Origin of the sequence: Vulcaniibacterium tengchongense (assembly GCF_003814555.1) — a bacterium.
GTDB lineage: Bacteria > Pseudomonadota > Gammaproteobacteria > Xanthomonadales > Xanthomonadaceae > Vulcaniibacterium > Vulcaniibacterium tengchongense.
Genome location: NZ_RKQN01000002.1, coordinates 784,602 through 804,530, shown reverse-complemented (window position 1 = coordinate 804,530; position 19,929 = coordinate 784,602). Strand labels below are relative to the sequence as shown.

Annotated in this window: 18 protein-coding genes and 2 pseudogenes; 15 read left to right on the top strand and 5 right to left on the bottom strand. The window is 74.6% G+C overall.

Annotated features, from left to right (window positions below; translation table 11 throughout):
• Positions 1-76 precede the first annotated feature (76 nt).
• Positions 77-1,246 (bottom strand): class I SAM-dependent rRNA methyltransferase, encoded by a 1,170-nt coding sequence (locus EDC50_RS09970; protein WP_123770308.1) that lies wholly within the window; start codon positions 1,244-1,246, stop codon positions 77-79.
• Between the two features lie 223 nt (positions 1,247-1,469).
• On the opposite strand from EDC50_RS09970, the gene EDC50_RS09965 reads away from it, so the two are divergent.
• From EDC50_RS09965 to EDC50_RS09925, 11 genes and pseudogenes are all read left to right on the top strand, one after another.
• A complete protein-coding gene (locus tag EDC50_RS09965) occupies positions 1,470-2,426 on the top strand; it encodes a TerC family protein (protein ID WP_123770307.1) in 957 nt (318 codons plus the stop codon).
• 223 nt (positions 2,427-2,649) lie between these two features.
• Entirely contained in the window at positions 2,650-3,414 is a 765-nt protein-coding gene (locus EDC50_RS09960; RefSeq protein WP_123770306.1) for a rhomboid family intramembrane serine protease, read from the top strand.
• 176 nt (positions 3,415-3,590) lie between these two features.
• Positions 3,591-5,267 carry a M28 family metallopeptidase gene (locus EDC50_RS09955; RefSeq protein ID WP_123770305.1) on the top strand — a complete coding sequence of 559 codons (1,677 nt, stop codon included), beginning with the start codon at positions 3,591-3,593 and terminating at the stop codon, positions 5,265-5,267.
• Positions 5,264-5,902 (top strand): annotated as a pseudogene (locus EDC50_RS16390) (aspartate/glutamate racemase family protein); the annotation flags it as partial. The gene EDC50_RS09955 and the pseudogene EDC50_RS16390, both read left to right, overlap by 4 nt.
• Positions 5,903-6,019: 117 nt before the next feature.
• Positions 6,020-7,039, top strand: coding sequence for a TIGR00266 family protein (locus tag EDC50_RS16385; RefSeq protein ID WP_170167615.1), 1,020 nt, complete (start codon positions 6,020-6,022; stop codon positions 7,037-7,039).
• Between the two features lie 79 nt (positions 7,040-7,118).
• The gene (locus tag EDC50_RS09945) at positions 7,119-8,159 is read left to right on the top strand and encodes a patatin-like phospholipase family protein (RefSeq protein ID WP_123770438.1); all 1,041 of its coding nucleotides are present in this window, start codon (positions 7,119-7,121) and stop codon (positions 8,157-8,159) included.
• A gap of 86 nt (positions 8,160-8,245) precedes the next feature.
• The gene (locus EDC50_RS09940; protein WP_123770303.1) at positions 8,246-8,644 is read left to right on the top strand and encodes a YybH family protein; all 399 of its coding nucleotides are present in this window, start codon (positions 8,246-8,248) and stop codon (positions 8,642-8,644) included.
• A gap of 65 nt (positions 8,645-8,709) precedes the next feature.
• Positions 8,710-9,066 carry a hypothetical protein gene (locus EDC50_RS16380; RefSeq protein ID WP_158635737.1) on the top strand — a complete coding sequence of 119 codons (357 nt, stop codon included), beginning with the start codon at positions 8,710-8,712 and terminating at the stop codon, positions 9,064-9,066.
• A complete protein-coding gene (locus tag EDC50_RS16375; protein ID WP_158635738.1) occupies positions 9,063-9,560 on the top strand; it encodes a GNAT family N-acetyltransferase in 498 nt (165 codons plus the stop codon). Before EDC50_RS16380 ends, EDC50_RS16375 begins: the two co-directional genes overlap by 4 nt.
• Before the next feature lie 73 nt (positions 9,561-9,633).
• Complete coding sequence (locus EDC50_RS09930; RefSeq protein WP_123770301.1) at positions 9,634-10,647, top strand: alpha/beta hydrolase; 1,014 nt, start codon at positions 9,634-9,636, stop codon at positions 10,645-10,647.
• A gap of 81 nt (positions 10,648-10,728) precedes the next feature.
• A complete protein-coding gene (locus EDC50_RS09925; protein WP_123770300.1) occupies positions 10,729-10,965 on the top strand; it encodes a hypothetical protein in 237 nt (78 codons plus the stop codon).
• Positions 10,966-10,968: 3 nt separating this feature from the next.
• Here EDC50_RS09925 and EDC50_RS09920 read toward each other — a convergent pair whose 3' ends face one another.
• On the bottom strand, positions 10,969-11,445 hold the full coding sequence (locus EDC50_RS09920; RefSeq protein ID WP_123770299.1) for an Lrp/AsnC family transcriptional regulator: 477 nt from the start codon (positions 11,443-11,445) through the stop codon (positions 10,969-10,971).
• A 123-nt stretch (positions 11,446-11,568) separates the two neighbouring features.
• Here EDC50_RS09920 and phhA point away from each other — a divergent pair, with 123 nt between their 5' ends.
• On the top strand, positions 11,569-12,462 hold the full coding sequence (gene phhA / locus EDC50_RS09915; RefSeq protein ID WP_123770298.1) for a phenylalanine 4-monooxygenase: 894 nt from the start codon (positions 11,569-11,571) through the stop codon (positions 12,460-12,462).
• Between the two features lie 288 nt (positions 12,463-12,750).
• Here the strand turns inward: phhA and EDC50_RS09910 are convergent, their stop codons facing one another.
• Positions 12,751-14,151, bottom strand: coding sequence for an FAD/NAD(P)-binding protein (locus EDC50_RS09910; protein ID WP_123770297.1), 1,401 nt, complete (start codon positions 14,149-14,151; stop codon positions 12,751-12,753).
• A gap of 164 nt (positions 14,152-14,315) precedes the next feature.
• On the opposite strand from EDC50_RS09910, the gene EDC50_RS09905 reads away from it, so the two are divergent.
• The gene (locus EDC50_RS09905; protein ID WP_123770296.1) at positions 14,316-15,896 is read left to right on the top strand and encodes a DUF389 domain-containing protein; all 1,581 of its coding nucleotides are present in this window, start codon (positions 14,316-14,318) and stop codon (positions 15,894-15,896) included.
• A gap of 73 nt (positions 15,897-15,969) precedes the next feature.
• On the opposite strand, the gene EDC50_RS09900 is transcribed toward EDC50_RS09905, so the two are convergent.
• Both EDC50_RS09900 and EDC50_RS09895 read right to left on the bottom strand, forming a co-directional pair.
• Positions 15,970-17,487: a carotenoid oxygenase family protein gene (locus EDC50_RS09900; RefSeq protein WP_123770295.1), complete on the bottom strand. Its 1,518-nt coding sequence runs from the start codon at positions 17,485-17,487 to the stop codon at positions 15,970-15,972.
• A gap of 11 nt (positions 17,488-17,498) precedes the next feature.
• The gene (locus tag EDC50_RS09895; protein WP_123770294.1) at positions 17,499-17,918 is read right to left on the bottom strand and encodes a DUF2141 domain-containing protein; all 420 of its coding nucleotides are present in this window, start codon (positions 17,916-17,918) and stop codon (positions 17,499-17,501) included.
• Positions 17,919-18,019: 101 nt separating this feature from the next.
• Between EDC50_RS09895 and EDC50_RS09890 the strand changes: the two are divergent.
• Positions 18,020-19,166 (top strand): annotated as a pseudogene (locus EDC50_RS09890) (sensor histidine kinase).
• The gene (locus EDC50_RS09885) at positions 19,163-19,798 is read left to right on the top strand and encodes a response regulator (RefSeq protein ID WP_123770292.1); all 636 of its coding nucleotides are present in this window, start codon (positions 19,163-19,165) and stop codon (positions 19,796-19,798) included. The pseudogene EDC50_RS09890 and the gene EDC50_RS09885 overlap by 4 nt, the downstream one beginning before the upstream one ends.
• Positions 19,799-19,929: the final 131 nt, after the last annotated feature.

The window sequence follows — 19,929 nt, the reverse complement described above, 5'->3', positions numbered from 1 at the left end:
GTGACAGGACCGGGACACGGGCGGGGCCTCGGCCCGTCGCCCGTCCCCGCCACTCGCCGCTGTGGCGCCGCTGCGCTCAGTCGAGCACCCGGCAGAACACCGCCTTCAGATAGCGGCTCTCGGGCACCTGCGCCAGCCACGGATGGTCGGGGCCGGCGCCGCCGACCTTGAGGACCTGCACCGTGCGCCCGGCGTAGAACGCGGCCCGGCGCAGCATGTCGAGGAACTGCTCCTCGCTGACCAGGCCGGTGCAGGAGAAGGTCGCGAACAGCCCGCCCGGCGCCACCGTGGCGAGCGCCAGCTTGTTCATGTCGAGGTACTTCTTCAGGGCCGGGATCACCTGCTCGCGGTCGCGGGTCATCTTGGCCGGGTCGAGGATCACCACGTCGAAGCGCTCGCCGTTGGCCGCGGCGTCGCGCAGCCACGGGAAGATGTCGGCCTGGACGAAGCGCGGGCGCACGTGGTTGAGCCGCGCGTTGGCCTTGGCGATCTCGATCACGTCGGCGTCGATGTCGATGCCGACCACCTCGCTGGCGCCGCGCACCGCGGCATAGACGGCGAAACCGCCGGTGTTGCAGCACAAGTCGAGCACGCGCTTGCCCGCGCAGAACCGGCTCAGCCATTGCCGGTTCTCGCGCTGGTCGGCGAAGAAGCCGGTCTTGTGCGCGCCGGCCGGGTCGGCGCGGAACTTGATGCCGTGCTCGGTGATCACCGCCGGCGGCACCGGCTCGGGCGCGCGGAAGTCGAAGCTCTCCTGCTTCTGCACGTGCTCGTCGGCGAAGCTGTAGAAGCGGCAGCCGGGGAACTGCGCGCGCAGCGCGTCGTAGATCCATTCGCGGTGGCGGAACATGCCGGCGCTGAAGAACTCCACCACCAGCAGCTCGCCGTAGCGGTCCACGACCAGGCCGGAGAGGCCGTCGCCCTCGCTGTGCACCACGCGCCAGGCGTCGCTGACCTCGTCCAGGCCGAGGATCTCGCGGCGCAGGCGCACCGCCTCGGCGATCCTGCGCGCGAACCAGGCCGCGTCCACCGGCACCGCCGGGTCGGTCTCGAGGATGCGCACGGCGATGCGCGAATGGCCGTTGTAGAAACCGCGGCCGATCCAGTCGCCGTCGACCCCGTACACGTCGACCACGCTGCCGGGTTTCGGCCGCTGCGCGGGCTTGTCGACCAGGCGCTGGAAGATCCACGGGTGCGCGGACTTCCAGGCGTTCTTGAGGCGTACGGCGGGATACTCGGGCGTCATCCACGCATTGTACCGGCGCCCGCGCGGCGCCCGCCGCGGATCGGGTATGCTTCGCGGCGAAGGGGAGTAGCTCCCGTTCGCGGACGCCGTCATTACGAGCCCAGGCTCCGGTGCCGCGGCAGGCCCATCGGCCTGCGAGCGAGACCTTCACCGTTTCCGCGGTGAAGGTGCGCGCATTCTCCGGCGCCCGGCCGCGGTCCACGCCACGATTCCGGGAGCTTTCATGCAAACCATCGCCAATCCTTTGTTGTGGAGCGTGTTCGGCGTGCTGGTGGTCGCCGCGCTGCTCGTCGACCTGCTGCTGATGCGCCACGGCGGACCGCACAAGGTGCGGTTTCGCGAGGCGCTGTTCTGGAGCGTCGGCTGGGTCGCGCTGGCGCTGGCGTTCAACGCCTGGCTGTGGTGGTGGGTGACCGGGCACTCCGGCGCGGAGGAAGGCCAGCGCATCGCCCTGGAGTTCCTGACCGGCTACCTGGTCGAGAAGTCGCTCGCGGTCGACAACATCTTCGTGTTCCTGCTGCTGTTCAGCTACTTCGCGGTGCCGGAGATCGAACGCCAGAAGGTGCTGATCATCGGCGTGCTCGGCGCGATCGTGCTGCGCGCGGTGATGATCTTCGCCGGCGCCATGCTGCTGGCCAAGTTCCACTGGGTGCTGTACGTGTTCGGCGTGTTCCTGCTGCTGACCGGCGTGAAGATGCTGCTGGCGGCGGGCAAGACGCCCGACCTGGAGAAGAACCCGGTGCTGCGCTGGATGCGCAACCACCTGCCGCTGACGCCCGGCTACCACGGGCATGCGCTGGCGGTGCGGATCGACGGCAAGCGCTGGTACACCCCGCTGTTCGTGGTGATGGTGCTGATCGCGGTGACCGACCTGATCTTCGCGGTCGACTCGATCCCGGCGATCTTCGCGATCACCGAGGACCCGTTCATCGTGCTGACCTCGAACGTGTTCGCGGTGCTCGGCCTGCGCGCGATGTTCTTCCTGCTCGCCGGGGTCGCCGACCGCTTCCACCTGCTGCCCTACGGCCTGGCGCTGGTGCTGATGTTCATCGGCGCCAAGATGCTGCTGGTCGACGTGTACAAGATCCCGGTGGCCTGGTCGCTGGCGGTGGTCGCCGCCACCCTGGCCGCGACCATGGTGCTGAGCGTGATGCGGCCGCCGCGCGCCGGCGCGGCCTGACCCCCGCGGCCGAAGGCGCATCCGGGTTGCCGGGTGCGGCCTTCGGCCGTGCCGGCTGCTCGTGGGCGGTCCCGTGGCCCGGGCAAGCGCAGCGCACCCGGGGTCCGCGGGGCGGGAACCAATCGCCGGGCGAGCGGAGCCGCGGCCCTCCCGTTTCCGGTTCCTCTCCCTCGTTGCTCTCCTGGCCCTTGCAATCGCGCCGGCGCGCCGCCACTGCGGTGGCATGCACCTGCCCCTGCCCGAACCGGTCCCCGACACGCCCGAGCAGCGCCGCGCCGACCGCCGGCGCTGGCGGCGCGCGCTCAACCTCAGCCTCGGCTTCGTCCTGGCGCTGGTCGCGATCCATACCGCGCAGCCGCACTTCGACGTCGCCGCCTGGACGGTGCGGCCGCTCGCGCCGGAAGGCCTGCTCGGGGTGCTGACCGCGCCGCTGCTGCACGGCTCGTTCGAGCACGTGGCGGCGAACGCGATCGCGCTGCTGATGCTGGGCACGCTCGCCGGCGGCCTGTACCCGCGCGCGACCGGGCGCGCGCTGCCGCTGATCTGGCTCGGCGCCGGGTTGGGCGCCTGGCTGCTGGGGGCGCCCGGCTCGCACCATCTCGGCGCCAGCGGGCTGAGCCACGGCCTGATGTTCCTGGTGTTCGCGCTGGGCCTGCTGCGCCGCGACCGCGCCTCGGTGGCGGCGGCGATGCTCGCCTTCCTGTTCTACGGCGGCATGCTGCTGACGGTGCTGCCGCGCGAGCCGGGCGTGTCCTGGCAGGCGCACCTGGGCGGCGCGCTCGGCGGCGTCATCGCCGCGCTGCTGTGGCGCCGCGCCGACCCGCTGCCGCCGCGCAAGCGCTACGACTGGGAAGACGAGGACGACGCCGCGCGCGCGCCGCTGGACGGGGAACTCGAACCGCCCCGCCCGCGCGAGGTGCCGGTGTTGTGGAACCGCCCCGAACCGGACCGCGGCGTGGTGCTGCGCTTCCCGCCGCGCGGGGAGTAGGGCGGGCCACGACCGAAGCGCGCAGGGCGGCGGGCGCCTGCGCCCGCGGTTTTCCCTCGCGGTCGCGCGCACCGGACCGGCCGCCTGGCGACGGGCGGAGCGATCCACGCTCGCCACTGTCGCCGGGCGCACCGGTCGATGCTAGCTTCGGCGGTCTCGTTCCCCGGAGCCCGCCCATGCGCCTCGCGCGTCCGCTTGCGCTGTTCGCCGCCGCCGCCCTGCTCTGCGCCTGCCAGCGCGGCGCGCCGCCCGCGGCCGGGCCGGCGCCGGGCGGCGAGGCCGAAGGCGCCGACGCGCGCCGGATCGAGGCGGACGTGCGCTTCCTCGCCGACGACCTGCTCGAAGGCCGCGAGGCCGGCACCCGCGGCTACGACCTGGCCGCGGCGTACGTGGCGCAGCGCTACCGCGCGCTCGGCCTGGCCCCGGCCGGCGACGACGGCAGCTACTTCCAGCGGGTGCCGCTGCTGCGCGGCACCCGCGAGGCGCAGGGCAACCGCCTGGCGGTCGTCCGCGGCGGCCGCCGCACCGAGCTGCGCTGGCGCGAGCAGTTCCTGCCGGCGGTGAACTTCGACGCCGCACAGGCCCAGGTCGAGGCGCCGGCGGTGTTCGTCGGCCAGGGCGTGCACGCGCCGGAGCTGGGCCACGACGACTTCGCCGGCATCGACGTGCGCGGCAAGATCGCGGTGCTGTTCAACGGCGCGCCGAAGCGCTTCGACGACGACCGCCGTGCGTTCCATTCCTCCTACCGCGAGAAGCTGGCGGCGCTGAGCGAGCGCGGCGCGGTCGGCGCGGTGTTCGTCGCCGGGCCCGAGGACGAGAAGCGCTCGCCGTGGGCGCGCGGCGCGGCCAACTGGGACAAGCCGGCGATGCGTCTGCGCGCCGGGGACGGCCGCGGCATCGACACCTTCCCGCGATTGCGCGTGGTCGCCAGCGTCGCCCACGCCGCGGCGGAGGCGCTGTTCGCCGGCAGCGGCCGCCGCGCCGCGGAACTGTTCCGCGCGCTGGACCAAGGCCGCCTGCGCGGCTTCGACCTGCCGGGCACGCTGGCGCTGTCCGCGCGCACGAAGATCGAGCCGGCGGAGTCGCGCAACGTGGTCGCGCGCCTGCCCGGCGCCGACCCGGCGCTGGCCGGCGAGCACGTGGTGTTCACCGCCCACCTGGACCACGTCGGCATCGGCGCGCCGGTGAACGGCGATGCGATCTACAACGGCGCGCTCGACAACGCGCTCGGCGTGGCGGTGATGCTGGAGGCGGCGCACCGCCTGGCGCAGGCGCCGCGCGCGCCGAAGCGCTCGATCCTGTTCGTCGCCCTGACCGCGGAGGAGAAGGGCCTGCTCGGCGCGGAGTGGTTCGCGCGCCATCCGGCGGTGCCGCGCGGCGCGCTGGTCGCCAACGTCAACATGGACATGCCGGTGCTGCTGACCCCGACCCGCGACGCGGTGCCGATCGGCGTCGAGCACTCCAGCCTGCAGGCGGTGCTGCATCGCGCCGCGCGCGACGTCGGGGTGGAGCTCTCGCCCGATCCGTTCCCGGAGGAAGCGGTGTTCGTGCGCAGCGACCAGTATCCGTTCATCCGCGCCGGCGTCCCGGCGGTGTACCTGATCGGCGGCGTCCAGGGCCGCGACGGCGACGCCAAGGCCGCGCTGCACGGCTTCCTGCGCGAGCATTACCACCGCCCCAGCGACGACGCCGACCAGCCGATCCAGTACGCCGACGCCGCGCGCCTGGCGCGGCTCAACGCGCGCATCGGCGAGTTGGTCGCCGACGCGCCGCAGCGGCCCGCCTGGAACGCCGGCGACTTCTTCGGCGAGCGCTTCGGCAAGCCCGCGGCCGCGGTCCCGGGCGGGCGATGAAGACGCTCGGCCTGCTCGGCGGGATGAGCCGGGATCGACCCTGCCGTACTGCCGGCCGATCAACGAGACGGTGCGCGAGCGATGCGGCGGGCTGCGTTCGGCGCGCCCGCTGCTGTACAGCGTCGACCCGCCCCGATCGAGCGCCTGCGACGCGGGACGGCGCCGCGCGGGCGCTGCGCGCCGGCGGCGCGCAGTTGCGGGTGCTCTGCACCGACCATGCACCGGGTCGCCGCGCGGTCGAAGCCGCGGGCGGGTTGTCCTTGCTGCACATCGCCGACCCCACCGCCCAGGCGATCCGCGCCCGCGGCCGGGTCGGCCTGCCCGGCACCCGCTTCACCATGGAGGAGCCCTTCTGCCGCGAGCGCCAGGCCGAGCGGCATGGCCTGGAGGTGCCGGTGCCCGACGCCGGGCAGCGCACGCTCGTGCACCGGGCCGTCTACGACGAGCTGGGCCGCGGCGTGGTCCGCGAACCCTCGCGCGCGCGATACCGCCGGGTGGTCGCCGGCCCGGTCGCGCGCGGCGCGCAGGGCGTGATCCCGGGCTGCACCGGGGCCGGCCTGCTGGTAGGCGAGGGCGACGCCGAGGGGCCGCTGTTCGACACCGCCGCGCTGCACGCCCGCCACGCCGCGCGGGCGCGCTGGCCGAGAACTGAACGTGCCGCGGCCGCGCGCCGCGCCGGTGACCTTCGACCGGTGCCGCGCCATCGCGCGCGGCTACACTCGCGGCTTTCGACTCCCCGGAACAACGCCGCCATGAGCCATTGGTACTTCGTCTCCCCCGGCAGCCAGCAGCGCATCGGCCCGCTCGACGCCGACGCCGCCGCCGCGCACGCGCGCGCCCATCCCGACGACCTGTGCTGGCGCGAGGGCCTGTCCGGCTGGCAGAAGGTGCGCGCGATGCCGGAGTTCGCCGAGGCGCTGGAGGCCGCGCCGCCGCAGCTGCCGCCGCTGCCGTCGATGGCCAGCCGGCGCAGCGACGACATCGACTTCCGCATCGTCGGCAACGACATGCCGTTCGTCGAGATCGAACTCGACCCGGGCGAGAGCGCGATCGCCGAAGCCGGCGCGCTGATGTACAAGGACGCCTCGGTGCAGATGGACACCGTGTTCGGCGACGGCCGCCACAGCGGCCAGGGCGGCGGCTTCATGGACAAGCTGTTCTCGGCCGGCAAGCGCGTGCTGACCGGCGAAAGCCTGTTCACCACGATGTTCACCCACACCGGCCAGGGCAAGGCGCACGTCGCCTTCGCCGCGCCCTACCCGGGCACGGTGCTGGCGATGAAGCTGGACGAGCACGGCGGCCGGCTGATCTGCCAGAAGGACAGCTTCCTCGCCGGCGCGCGCGGGGTGTCGGTCGGCATCGCCCTGCAGCGCCGCATCCTCACCGGCCTGTTCGGCGGCGAGGGCTTCGTCATGCAGAAGCTGGAAGGCGACGGCTGGGTGTTCGTGCACGCCGGCGGCACCGTGGTCGAGCGCGAGCTGCGCGCCGGCGAACGCCTCGACGTCGACACCGGCTGCGTGGTCGCCTACCACGACACCGTCAGCATGGACGTGCGGATGGTCGGCGGGGTCAAGACCATGTTCTTCGGCGGCGAGGGCCTGTTCCTGGCCACCCTGACCGGGCCGGGCAAGGTCTGGCTGCAGTCGCTGCCGTTCTCGCGCATGGCCGCGCGCATGTTCGCCGCGGCGCCGCAGGGCGGCGGCCAGGCCCGCGGCGAAGGCTCGGTGCTGGGCGGGCTGGGCCGCATCCTCGACGGCGACAACGGCTTCTGAGCAAGGCCGCGTCGCGCCCGTCCGCACCCGGCCGGCGGCGTGTATGCTCCGCCGGCCGCGCTCCCCCATGGCCACTGCGATGAATCCGTTCCGCCGCTCGCGCTTCCTGCCATCGTGCCTGCTCGCCTTGCTGCTCGGCGCCTGCGGCGGGAACGTCAAGCCGGTCCCGCCGCCGGCGGCGGTCGCGCCGCCGCCCCCGCCGCCGAAGATCCGCATCGGCCTGGCGCTCGGCGGCGGCGCCGCCAAGGGCTTCGCCCACATCGGCGTGATCAAGATGCTCGAGGCCAACGGCCTGCAGCCGGAGATCGTCGCCGGCACCAGCGCCGGCAGCGTGGTCGGCGCGCTCTACGCCAGCGGCATGGACGCGTTCCGGATGCAGGAGCACGCCTTCGCCCTGGACGAGGCGAAGATCCGCGACGTCAGCCTGTTCTCCGGCGGCGTGGTGAAGGGCCAGAAGCTGCAGGACTACGTCAACGAGCTGGTCGGCAAGCGCCCGATCGAGAAGCTGCCCAAGCCGTTCGCGGCGGTCGCGACCGAACTGGAGACCGGCAAGCGCACCGTGTTCGTGCGCGGCAACACCGGCCAGGCGGTGCGCGCGTCCAGCAGCATCCCCGGCGTGTTCGAGCCGGTGCCGATCGGCAAGGCGCATTACGTCGATGGCGGCGTGGTCAGCCCGGTGCCGGTGGACGCCGCGCGCCAGCTCGGCGCCGACTTCGTGATCGCGGTGGACATCTCCAGCAAGGCCGACGGCCGCAAGCCCGACGGCCTGCTCGGCACCGTCAACCAGTCGATCACGATCATGGGCCAGCGCCTCGGCGCGCAGGAACTGGCGCGCGCCGACGTGGTGATCCGCCCGGCGGTGCTGGACATCGGCGCCGCCGCGTTCGAGCAGAAGAACCGCGCCATCCTCGAGGGCGAGCGCGCTGCGCTGGCGGCGATGCCGCAGATCAAGGCCAAGCTGGAGCAGCTGCGGCGCGCGCGCGTCGCCGCGCAGACGCCCAGGCCCGCGCCGGCCGCGGCGCCGCTCAAGGCCTGCGCGCCCGGCCGCTTCGGCCTGGGCCGGCTGCTCGGCCGCGGCAAGGATTGCGACGCCGGCGGCGCGCGCGCCGCGGCCAAGTGAGGCCGGCGCTCCGCGTTGACAGGCCCGCGGCGCGGGCACAGCATCGCACCGCGACCGCGCCGCCCCGGCGCGCGATGGGAGGCCGCATGCGCAGCGACGAAGATGCGATCCGCGAGCTCGTCTCCACCTGGATGGCGGCGACGAAGGCCGGCGATGCCGGGACGGTGCTGTCGCTGATCGCGGACGATGCGGTGTTCCTCGTGCCCGGGCAGCGGCCGATGCGCAAGGCGGACTTCGCCGCGGCGGCCGCGGCCCAGGCCGGGACGGACGCGCCGCGGTTCGACGGCGCCAGCGAGATCCAAGAGATCCGCGTGCTCGGCGACTGGGCCTTCCTGTGGGCCCGGCTCACCGTGGTCGCCACGCCGCCCGGCGGCGCGCCGATCACCCGCGCGGGGCACACCTTGTCGGTCCTGCGCAAGGAAAACGGCCGCTGGCTGCTGGCGCGCGACGCCAACCTGCTCGCGCCGGCGCCGGGCCAGGGATGAGCGGCCGCGCGCGCAGGCGCGCGCGGCCGCCGGTGCTCGGGGACAACATCGAGGGGAGGGGGAGGATGAAACGCTTGCTGCCGTCGCTGCGCCTGGCCGACGCGCTGGCCGGATGCGGCATGGCCGAGACGCTGGGCGAAGGATTCGAGCATTCGCAGCAGGTCGCGAAGGCCCGGGGGCGCGCGGTCGGCGCCAAGCCGAGCGTCGGCTTCAACTGGCGCAACGGCGCGCCGAGCGACGTGACCGTCGCCTTCGACGGCATTCCCCACGGCCGCGGCACCGAAGAGATCGGCGCCTTGTCGCGCGCGGCGATCGCCACGCGCTTCAAGCGGAAGCCGCGGCAGGCCGTGATCAGCTACGCCTTGCCCGGCACGCCGCGCCCGATCGCCGGGGACGGCGGCGTTGGGTCGTCCGGCGCATGATCGCGACTGCACCCGGCCCGATCGTCAGGAAAGCCGGACGCCACGACGCCGCGGCGCTGCTCGGGCTGATCCGCGCGCTGGCCGCGCACGAGGGCTTCTCGTCCTACGTCCGCACCGACGAGGACACGCTGCGACGCCACGGCTTCGGCGAGCGGCCGGCGTTCGCCGCGTTCATCGCCGAGCTCGACGGCGCGCCGGTCGGCTTCGTGTCCTACACGGTCCAGTACTCGATCTGGTACGGCCGGGAGTACCTGCACGTCGACGACGTCTTCGTCGCGGCGGCGGCGCGCGGCGCCGGGGTCGGCAAGCGCCTGATGGCGGCGGTCGCGCGCGAGTGCCTGGCGCGCGGCTACGCCTTCGCGCGCTGGACGGTGGAGACCGGCAACGCGCGCGCGATCGGCTTCTACCGCGGGCTCGGCGCCGGCGTGCGCGAAAAGGGCGTGTGCACCTGGACGCCGGAGGCGATGGCCGCGCTCGCTACCGGCGCCGCTTAGCGCTACCCTGCGGGCGGCCGCCTTCGGGCGAGGCCCGGCGGGGCGGGGAGCGATGGACGCGAGGATGCGAGGGATGCGGCGGCAAGGGTTCGCGGCGCGCGCGAAAAGGCTCCTGGCGTGGGGCTTCGGCCTGGGCCTGGCGCTCGCCGGCTACGCCGCGTTCCGGCTCAGCCCCTGGCCCGCCGCGCTGCTGGTCCGCCATGCCTTCGACCAGGAATCGGCGCGGATGTCGGCCGCGCTCGCCAAGCACGTGCCGCCCGGGGTGGCCGCGCAGCGCGATCTGCCGTACGCACCGGGCGACCGCGACGCACGCCTCGACGTCTACCGTCCCGCGCCGCTCGCCGCCGGGCGGGCGCTGCCCGCGGTGGTGTGGGTGCACGGCGGCGGTTGGGTGTCGGGCAACAAGAACGACGTGGCGAACTACGCGCGGATCCTGGCCGCGCGCGGCTACGCGGTGGTGGCGGTGAACTACTCGATCGCGCCGGGCGCGACCTACCCGACCCCGCTGCGGCAGCTCGCCGCGGCGCTGCGCTATCTCGACCGCGAAGCGCCGCGGCTGCGCATCGACCGCACCCGGCTGTTCCTTGCCGGCGACTCCGCCGGGGCGCAGATCGTCGCGCAGATGGCGAACATCGTCGCTTCCCCGGCATACGCCGCGCGGGTCGGCATCGGCGCGCCGCTCGCGCGCGCGCAGCTGCGCGGCGTGCTCCTCTACTGCGGCGCCTACGACGTCACGATGGCGAATTCCGACGGCCCCTACGCCGGCCTGCTCGAGACCTTGCTGTGGTCCTACAGCGGCCGGAAGGATTTCCTGCGCGACCCGGGCATCGCGGCGGCGGCGGTGATCCGCTACGTCACGCCGGATTTCCCGCCGGCGTTCGTCTCGGCCGGCAACGCCGACCCGCTCGCGCCGCAGTCGCGCGCCTTCGCCGCGGCGCTGCGCCGCCAAGGCGTGGCGGTCGACGCGCTGTTCTTTCCGGGCCACCATGTACCCGCTCTGCCGCACGAGTACCAGTTCGATCTGGACACGGCCGCCGGGCGGCTGGCGCTGGAGCGGTCGGCGGCGTTCCTGGCGCAGCGCCGGTAGGCCGCTCCCGGACCGCCGACGATCCGCTTTCGCACACCCGCCCATGCCCCGCCTGCGCCTTCGCCCGGAGACCCGATCGCCATGAGCCTGTTCTGGTGGTGCCTGTTGTTCGCGGCCAGCAGCCTGCTGTGCTGGTGGGTGCTGCGCCGCGGCGGCGCGGAGTGGCTGGAGGGCTGGCCGGCCGGCCTGCTGATCGACCTGCGCGCGTCGCTGTGGAACGCCGAGCAGATCAAGCTCTACGTCGGCCTGATCTGGCTGCTGCATGCCGGCTGGTTCGTGCTCGGCCTGTTCGCGCCCGGGCTGCGCGGCCTCGACTGAAGCTCACCGCCCCGGCAGCGGCATCCCGCCGAACGCCTTGACCGTGCGCAGCACGAAGCTGGAATTGACGTCGGCGACGCCGGCCTGGTTGAGCAGGCGGTCGAGCAGGAAGCGGGAGAAGTGCTCCAGGTCCTGCACCACGATCTGCAGCAGGTAGTCCATGTCGCCGGTCAGGGCGTGGCAGGCGACGACCTCGTCCCAGGCGTTGACGAATTCGGCGAAGGCGGCGATGGCCTCGGCGTCGTGCCGGCCCAGCTGCACGCGGACGAACGCCTGCAGGCCCAGGCCGAGGCGCTCGGGGTCGACCTCGGCGCGGTAGCCGGCGATCACGCCCTCGCGCTCCAGCCGCTGCACCCGGCGCAGGCAGGCCGAGGGCGACAGGTGCACGCGCTCGGCCAGTTCGGCATTGGTCTGGCGGCCGTGGCGCTGCAGCTCGGCAAGCAGCAGCAGGTCGGTGCGGTCGAGCTCGACGGCGGCCATGTTCGTGCTTTCCTCGTCCGTTCGACGCAAGGATATTGCGCCGCAACCGCTTGTCAGCGCAACAACGCAATCCCATTGCGCGGGGGCGGGGCTAGAGTCGGGGCGTAGCCGAGGAGCCCCCGCATGAACGCCGCCACGCCCCGCCGCGTCGAACACCAGCTCACCGACAAGGGCTACGTGCCGGTGTATACGACCGCCGTGGTCGAGCAGCCCTGGGCCCGCTACACGCCGACCGACCACGAGGTCTGGGCGACGCTGTTCGCGCGCCAGCGCGAGGTGCTGGTCGGCCGCGCCAGCGAGGAGTTCCTGCGCACCCAGGCGGCGATGGGCATGACGCCCGACCGCATTCCCCGCTTCGACGACCTGAACCGGCAGCTGCGCCGCGCCACCGGCTGGGAGCTGGTCGGCGTCGAGGGCCTGCTGCCGGAGCTGACCTTCTTCGACCACCTGGCGCACCGGCGCTTCCCGGTGACCTGGTGGATCCGCCGGCCGGAGCAGCTCGACTACCTGAGCGAGCCGGACCTGTTCCACGACCTGTTCGGCCACGTGCCGCTGCTGATGAACCCGGTGTTCGCCGACTACATGCAGCACTACGGCCTGGGTGGGGTGAAGGCGCACGGCATCGGCCCCGCCGCGCTGGTGAACCTCACCCGGCTGTACTGGTACACGGTCGAGTTCGGCCTGATCCGCGAGAACGGCGGCCTGCGCATCTACGGCAGCGGCATCGTCTCGTCGAAGAGCGAATCGATCCACTGCCTGGAATCGGCCGCGCCGAACCGGATCGGCTTCGATCTCGAGCGGATCATGCGCACGCGCTACCGCATCGACACCTATCAGAAGACCTACTTCGTGATCGACAGCTACGAGCAGCTGATCGAGGCGACCGCGCCGGACTTCGCGCCGATCTACGCCAGGCTGGCGCGGCAGGACTCGATCCCGGCCGGCGCGGTGCTCGACACCGACACGGTCTACCAGCGCGGCAGCGGCGAGGGCTGGCTGGAGGACGGCGACGTCTGAGGCCGAGGCCCCGCTCCACGCCTCGCCGTGAGGCTCGGCGCAGGCGCAAAGAAACCGCGCGGATCGACGCGGACGGGAACGGACAAGGCATCGCCTTCCACGGACTGCCGGCGCGGACAGCACCGTGCCATCGCGACTGCGGCATTGGGCATCGCCCAAGGTGCGCTGTGCCCCGGGCGACATGCCGGACAAGCCGCTCCATCCGTGCCTTGGATCCGCAGCCGAAGAACAGCGGCCCCGCGGCGCCCGGGGCGAGGGGCGACCGCGGCCCCGCGGGACCTCCCGCGGCTAGGGCAAGTTCGCGTGCCGCGGCGGCGCGGCCGCGGGCGCGCCCCGCAGGCGCGCCTCGCCCGCCAGCAGGCGCTGCGCCAGCCGCCGCGCGGCCACGCGCAGTTCCGGCACCGCGGTGATCTCCCACAGCTGCGCGCGCAGCAGCGGGCCCAGGCAGTACAGCCCGCGCACCGGCGCGCCGCGGCGGTCCAGCGCCTCGAATTCCGACGTCGCCTGCACGCCCAGGCCGAGCGGGTCGGCGCGCAGCAGGCCGGCGTCGCGCAGGTGCGCGATCAACGGATGGGTGGTGCGCTCGATGTCGGTGTCGAAGCCGGTGGCGCGGATCAGCACGTCGTAGCGCTCGCTGCGCAGATGGGCATCGCCGCGCCCGCGGATCAGCGCCTCGATGCCGTCCTCGCCTCGGCGCGCGCGCACCAGGCGACCGGCGCGCACCTGCAACCGGCCGCGCGCGCACCAGTCCTCCAGCTGCGCCGCCGCCGCCGGCGCCAGGCGGTGCCGCAGCACCTCCCAGTACGGCCGCAGGTGGCGCAGGAAGCGCGCGCGCGCGGCCGGCGGCAGGCCGCGCCAGAACGCCTGGGTGTGCGGGCGCAGCGCGTCGACCAGGCTGCGCCAGTCCGGCACCACCGGCGCCAGCGTGCGCAGCGCGCGCACCAGGCCGCGCAGGTCGTGCCGCTGCAGCGCCTGCAGCACGTGCGGCGGCAGCGCCACCGGCGCGCTCGGCAGTTCGCGGTGCGCCTGCGGCAGCAGGCCGTGGCGCGACAGCGCGACCACCCCGCCGCGGTGGCCGCGGCGCTGCAGGGTGGCGACCACGTCGACCATGGTCAGCCCGGTGCCGACGACCAGCACCCGTGCGTCGGGATGCACGCGGTCGATCGCGCCCTCGTGCCACGGCCAGCCCAGGTAGCTCGGATGCACCGCCAGGCGCGGGCCGATCCCGGCCAGCCGCTGCGGCGGCAGCGCGCCCACCGCGAGCACCGCCGCGTCGCAGGCGAAGCCGCGGCCGTCGGCCAGGTGCATGCGGAAGCCGGGGCCTTCGCGCTCCAGCGCCACCGCCTCCTGCTCGATCCGCTGCAGCGCCGCCAGGCTCAGCTGCGCCGCGGCCTGCAGGCGCGAGTACAGGTATTCGCCGTAGACCAGCCGCGGCAGGAAGCTGGCGCGCGCGCGCTCGGTCAGGTTGAGCCAGTCGGCGAACTCGCCCGGGTGGTCGGCGGTGGCGCCGAGGTCGCGCGCGCGCACGTTGAGCAGGTGCTCGGGCCGGGCCTGGCCGTAGGCGAGGCCGCGGCCGTAGCTGTCGGCCTCGCCGACCAGCAGGATGTCCACCCCCGGTCCCGCCGAGCGCGCCAGCTCGATGGCCAGCACGCTGCCGCTGAAACCGGCGCCGATGATCGCGATGCGCATGACGCCTCCTCCGCTCTGCCGTCGCGCGCACCTTGGCGCGGCGGCGGCGGCGGCGGGTAAAGGCCGGGTTATTTCGTAGTTCTCCTATTGGAACGATTCGGAAGTCCGCTATAACGGATCGCCATTTCGTCCCGCCCCGGGATGCCCCGCGAAAGGAGTCACCCATGCTCACCCCGGCCGTCGCCTGGCGCTGGCTGCAACAATGGCGGCGCAAGAACCTGGAACTGGACCGCGCCGCCGTGCTCGGGCACGTGCGGGAGTCCGGCGCGCTGGCGCCGCGCTACGCCTTCATGTGCGTGATGGCCTGCGGCATCGCCCTGCTGGGGCTGCTGCAGAACTCGGCGGCGGTGATCATCGGCGCGATGCTGATCTCGCCGCTGATGGGCCCGATCGTCGAGATGGGCATGGCCCTGGCGACCTTCGACTTCCGCGCGCTGCGCAGCGCGCTGACCACGATCGCGGTCGGCATCGGCCTGGCGCTGGCGACCTCGATCCTGATCGTCGCCGCCTCGCCGCTGCGCGAAGCCACGCCGGAGATCCTGGCCCGTACCCAGCCGAACCTGTTCGACCTGCTGGTGGCGCTGTTCTCCGGCTTGGCCGGCGCCTACGCCACCATCACCCGGAAGGGCGAGACCATCGTCGGCGTGGCCATCGCCACCGCGCTGATGCCGCCGCTGGCGGTGGTCGGCTACGGCATCGCCACCGGCAGCCCGGGCATCGCCGGCGGCGCCGCGTTCCTGTTCATGACCAACCTGCTGACGATCTCGCTGTCGGTGACGGTGATGGCGTTGTGGTACGGCTTCGGCCACCGGGACTCGCCGAAGCAGACCGCGTGGCAGGCCGCGCTGATCGTCGGCAGTTTCCTGGTGCTGTCGATCCCGCTGGGCCTGGCGCTGCGCGACATCACCGAGCGCAGCAAGGAGGAGCGCACCGTGCGCACGACCCTGGACGAAGCCGCCGGCCGCGACGGCGGGCGGGTCGGCTCGCTGCGCGTGGAGCGCGGCGGCGAGCGCCTGCACGTCGACGCCATGCTGCTCACGCCCAGGCATCGCCCGGGCCTGGCGCAGCAGCTGGAACGCAGGCTGGAGGACGCGCTCGGCCGGCCGGTGTCGATCGACCTGCGCGAAGTGGTGACCGCCGACGACGATGCGCTGGCGCGCGAGCAGGACACCCTGGCGCAGCTGCGCGACAGCGTGCTGCGGCTGCAGAACGAGGCGCGGCAGAACGCGCTGGCGCGCAGCGCGCGCGACGAGGCGCTGGCGGCGCTGCGCGAGCGCGCGGTCGCCGCGTTCGGCAGCTTCGACGTGCTCGACGACGGCCAGCAGGCGCTGTGGCGCTTGCGCGGCGATGCCGGCCTCGACGTGGCCGCGGCCCGGCGCCTGGAAGCCGCGCTGCGCCAGGACGGCGACGGCCCGCGCGTGGCGGTGGTGCCGGCGCTGCAGGGCTTGCCCGCGGTCGCGTTCGGCGACGGCAGCGCCGAGCTCGACGAGGCCGCGCAGGCGCGCCTGCAGGACATCGCCTGGGCGCTGGCGCGCTGGGACGCGGGCCCGGTCCGGGTCGAGGGCTATGCCGGCAGCGACGCCCGCCTCGCGCGCGAGCGCGCCGAGGCGGTCGCCGCCTGGCTGCGCGAGCGCGGCGTCGCCGTGGCGGAAGCGGCCGGCGCGGACGCGGCGAGCGCGCGGGCGCTGGGCGCGCGCGAAGGCGCGGCGGCGCAACGCAGCGCCCGGGTGACGTTGCTGCAGTGAGCGCGGGGCGGGCCCGGGCCGCGGCGCAAGCGGCCGGGCTTGCGCGCGCGCGGGCGACCGCGGCCGGCCGCGGTCAGGCCGCGGCGAAATGGCCGTGGAAGCCGAGCGGGAACGCGTACGGCAGCCAGGCTTCCAGCAGCGGGCCGGCGTCGACCCGCCGCGCATCGAGCACGGCCAGGCCGCTGCGGCCGCGCCTCGCATCGAGCAAGGTGCCGACCAGCCAGCCGTCGTCCGCGCGCGTGCTGCCCGGGCGCGGCACGAACACGTGCTCCTCGGCCAGCACGCCGGCGCCGTAGCGGTGCACCTGCCGCCGGCCGCGGGCGGGGTCGAGCATCGCCACCGCGTCGAAGTACGGCGCCCGCGCGTCCATGCGGACCGGCGCGTACAGGCGCGCGCCGCGGTCGCCGGGCGTGCGCGGGTCGAACAGCGGGAACTCCAGGTCGGGCGCGTCGTGCGGCCGCCAGCGCGCGCGGCCCCCGCGCAGGTCCAGGTGCAGGTCGGCCAGGCGCGAACCGGTGTTCGCGGCGGGCGCGTGGCCGCGCATCGCCTCGCGCATCGGCGAGCGCGCCTCCTCGGGATCGGGATGCTGGACCGCGCGCACCACGATCTCGCCGCCACGCTCGCAGGCGTCGCCGAAGTGGTAGACCGCGGCGAAGTCGGCCTCGAACCAGCGCGCGCGCTCCGGCTCGGCCTTGGCCACCACGGCCACGCGGCAGGGACGATCGGGCGCGAAGCGCAGCCGCTGGAAGAACGCGCCCGCGCCCTCGAAGCGGAACGGCATCAGCACGAACACCAGGTGCCGCTCGGTCATCGCGAAGCTGTGCAGGTAGCCGGGCTCGGGCACGTCCAGCACGTGCGCCCCGCGCAGCGCGCCGTCGGCGCCGATCCGCCACAGCAGCAGGCCGCCGCCGCCCATCAGCATGGTCGCGCCGAAGTTCCACAGCGTGCCGTCGCGCTCGCGCAGCGGATGCGCGGAGAACGGCAGCGCGGCCAGGTCCGGGCGCCAGGTCACCGGGCCGAGCGTATCCAGCGAGTCCGGATCGAGCTCGAACGCCGAGCCGCCTTCCCACAGCGCGAACAGGCGGCCGCCGATCGTCGTCACCGCCGTGTTCGCGGTGTTGCCGTCGTCGTTGTTGCGGCCCGGCCGCGCGCCCGGCACCGTGGTGCCGGCGGCCGGCAGCAGGAAGCGGCCGGCCGCCTGCTCGCGGCGGAACTTCGGCGTCGCCACCATGCGCGCGCGATGGCGCACCTGGCCCTGGCCGAGGCGCCAGGCGTGGACCATGCCGTCGCCGTCGAACCAGTGCTCGTAGCGGAAGCCGGCACGCTCGGTCCAGGCCGGGCCGTTGCGGTACAGCGTGCCGGCCAGGCCTTCGGGCAGGCGGCCGCGCCGCTCGGCGGCGGCGGGGCCCAACGCCTCGGCGGCGACGCTCTTCCAGCCGGCCAGCCACGGGCGCTCGGCCAGGCCGGCGGCGAACTCGGCCGGATCGCCGGCGAACGCCCGGCGCGCGGGCGCCAGCGCCGCGGCGGCCGCACCGGCCAGCAGGCCCTGCAGGAAGCGGCGGCGCGAACGGGAATTCGAGGCAGCGGTCATGGCGGCGGCCCTCAGCGCAGGGAGATGTCGATTCCGGCGCCGGCCTCGCCCAGCTCGAAGCGGGCCTGCTCGAACGCCGGCTTGCCCTGGCTCGGCGGGTCGTTGCTGAAGCCGTAGCCCTCGGTGGGCAGGCCGGCCAGGTTGGTGTCGAGCCGGCCGTCGTCGTCCTCGTCGTGCATCGCCATCAGCGCGTAGGCGCCCGGCTTCAGGCCGGTGAAGACGACCGTCACCGGTTCGCCGTCGGCGGGTACCGCGCGCGCGGCGACCGGCGCGGCGGCGTTGGCCCAGCCGGCCGGGCTGTCCACCAGCAGCAGGCGCACCGTGCCCGCGGGCCGGCGGACGCCGCGCAGGTGCACGGTGAGGTCGGCCGCGGCGGCGTCGGCGGCCGCGGCGGCGAGCAGGACGGAGGCGAGGGCGGCGAGGCGGTTCATGGCAGATCTCCCGGTCGGGTGCGCCTGCAGTCTCCGCCGGGGCGCCGCGCGCCGCAGGAGCCGGCGGTCATCGCCTGGCGGTGCCGGAAGTCACTTTCGGCATGGACGGCATTGCCCGGCTCCGGCCCCGCGGCGCAGCATGGCGCCATGGGCCGGCTGCGCGAACTGCTGAAACCGATGAACCTGGCCGCCGCGATCACCGTCGCCGCGGTCGGCCTGGGCCTGCGCTACGACCTGGCGGGGTCGATGGCGCCGGCGTGGACGCTGCTGGGCGTGTTCCTCGCCGCGCTGCTCGCGCTCGACCTGGTGCCGCACCGCCCGCTCGCCCGCGCCGCGCTGTACCTGCTGCAGGCGGGCTGCGCGTTCGTGCTGATCGCGATGGCCGCGCGCACCGGCATCGCGCCGATCCTGACGGTGGTGCTGATCGCCGAGCTGGCGATGGACTACCGGCCGCGCACCGTGCTGCTGCTGGCGGCGCTGATGGATGCCGGGGTCTACCTGGTGCTGGCGCTCAGCGGGCACGCGCGGCCGGAGCTGCAACTGATGCTGTACCTGGGCTTCCAGGCCTTCGCCGCGCTGACGACCTACTACGCGCGCAGCGCCGAGCAGGCGCGCGACCGCTTGGCCCGGGTCAACGCCGACCTGCTCGCCACCCGCGCGCTGCTGGCCGACAGCGCGCGCGACAGCGAGCGCCTGCGGATGGCGCGCGAGCTGCACGACGTCGCCGGGCACAAGCTGACCGCGCTGACCCTGAACCTGCGCGCGCTCGCCGCCGACCCGCGGCTGGCCGGGCACGCCGAGCTCGACGTCGCCGAGCGCCTGGCCGGCGAACTGCTCGGCGATCTCCGCGGCGTGGTGCAGGCGCTGCGCGACGAGCGCGGCCTCGACCTGGGCACCGCGCTGCGCGCCCTCGCCGCGCCGCTGCCGCGGCCGGCGCTGCGGCTGCGGATCGCCGAGGACGTCCGCGTGGCCGATCCGGACACCGCCGAGACCCTCCTGCGGCTGGTGCAGGAAGCGCTGACCAACAGCGCCCGCCATGCCGGCGCCGCGCAGCTGTGGGTGACGGTCGCGCGCGAAGGCGCGGCGCTGCGCATCCGCGTCGAGGACGACGGCCGCTGCCCGGCCGCGCTGCGCGAGGGTAACGGCCTGGCCGGGATGCGCGAGCGCATCGCCGCGCACGGCGGCGAACTGCGGCTGGAACGCTCGCCGGCCGGCGCGCTGCGGATCGAAGCGAGTCTGCCGGCATGAGCGCGCCGATCCGCATCGCCCTGGCCGACGACCAGGCCCTGGTCCGCGCCGGGCTGCGCGCGCTGCTGGAACGCGGCGGCATCGGGATCGCGTTCGAGGCCGAGGACGGCGCGCAGCTGCTCGCGCGGCTGGCGCAGACCCCGGTGCAGGTGATCCTCAGCGACGTGCGCATGCCCGGCATGGACGGCCTGGCCGCGCTGCGCGCGCTGCGCGAGCGCGGCGACGCGACGCCGGTGCTGCTGCTGACCACCTTCGACGAGAGCGAGCTGCCGCTGCAGGCGGCCGAGGCCGGCGCGCAGGGGTTCCTGCTCAAGGACGCCGCGCCGGAGGACCTGCGCGAAGCGATCGCGCGCCTCGCCGCCGGCGAGACCCTGCTGCAGCCGGTCAGCACCGAGCCGGTGCGCGCGCGCTACCGCTACCACGCCGCCGACGCCCCGCGCGAACGCTTCAGCGAGCGCGAGGTCGCGATCCTGCGCCTGCTCGCCGGCGGCTACTCCAACAAGGAGATCGCGCGGGCGATGTTCCTCGCCGAGGGCACGGTGAAGAACTACGTCTCCACCATCCTCGACAAGCTCGACACCCGCGACCGCACCCGCGCGGTGCTGAAGGCGATCACGCTGCGGGTGATCTGAGCGTGGCGCCGCTCCGCGGCCGGGGTTCGTTCCCGGCCGCGGAGCGCGCGAACGCGCGCGCTGCCTTGCACGCGCGCCGCTCGCCGTCGCCGCCGCAATCCGGGGAAGGATCCGAGCCGCCGCCCTTGCCG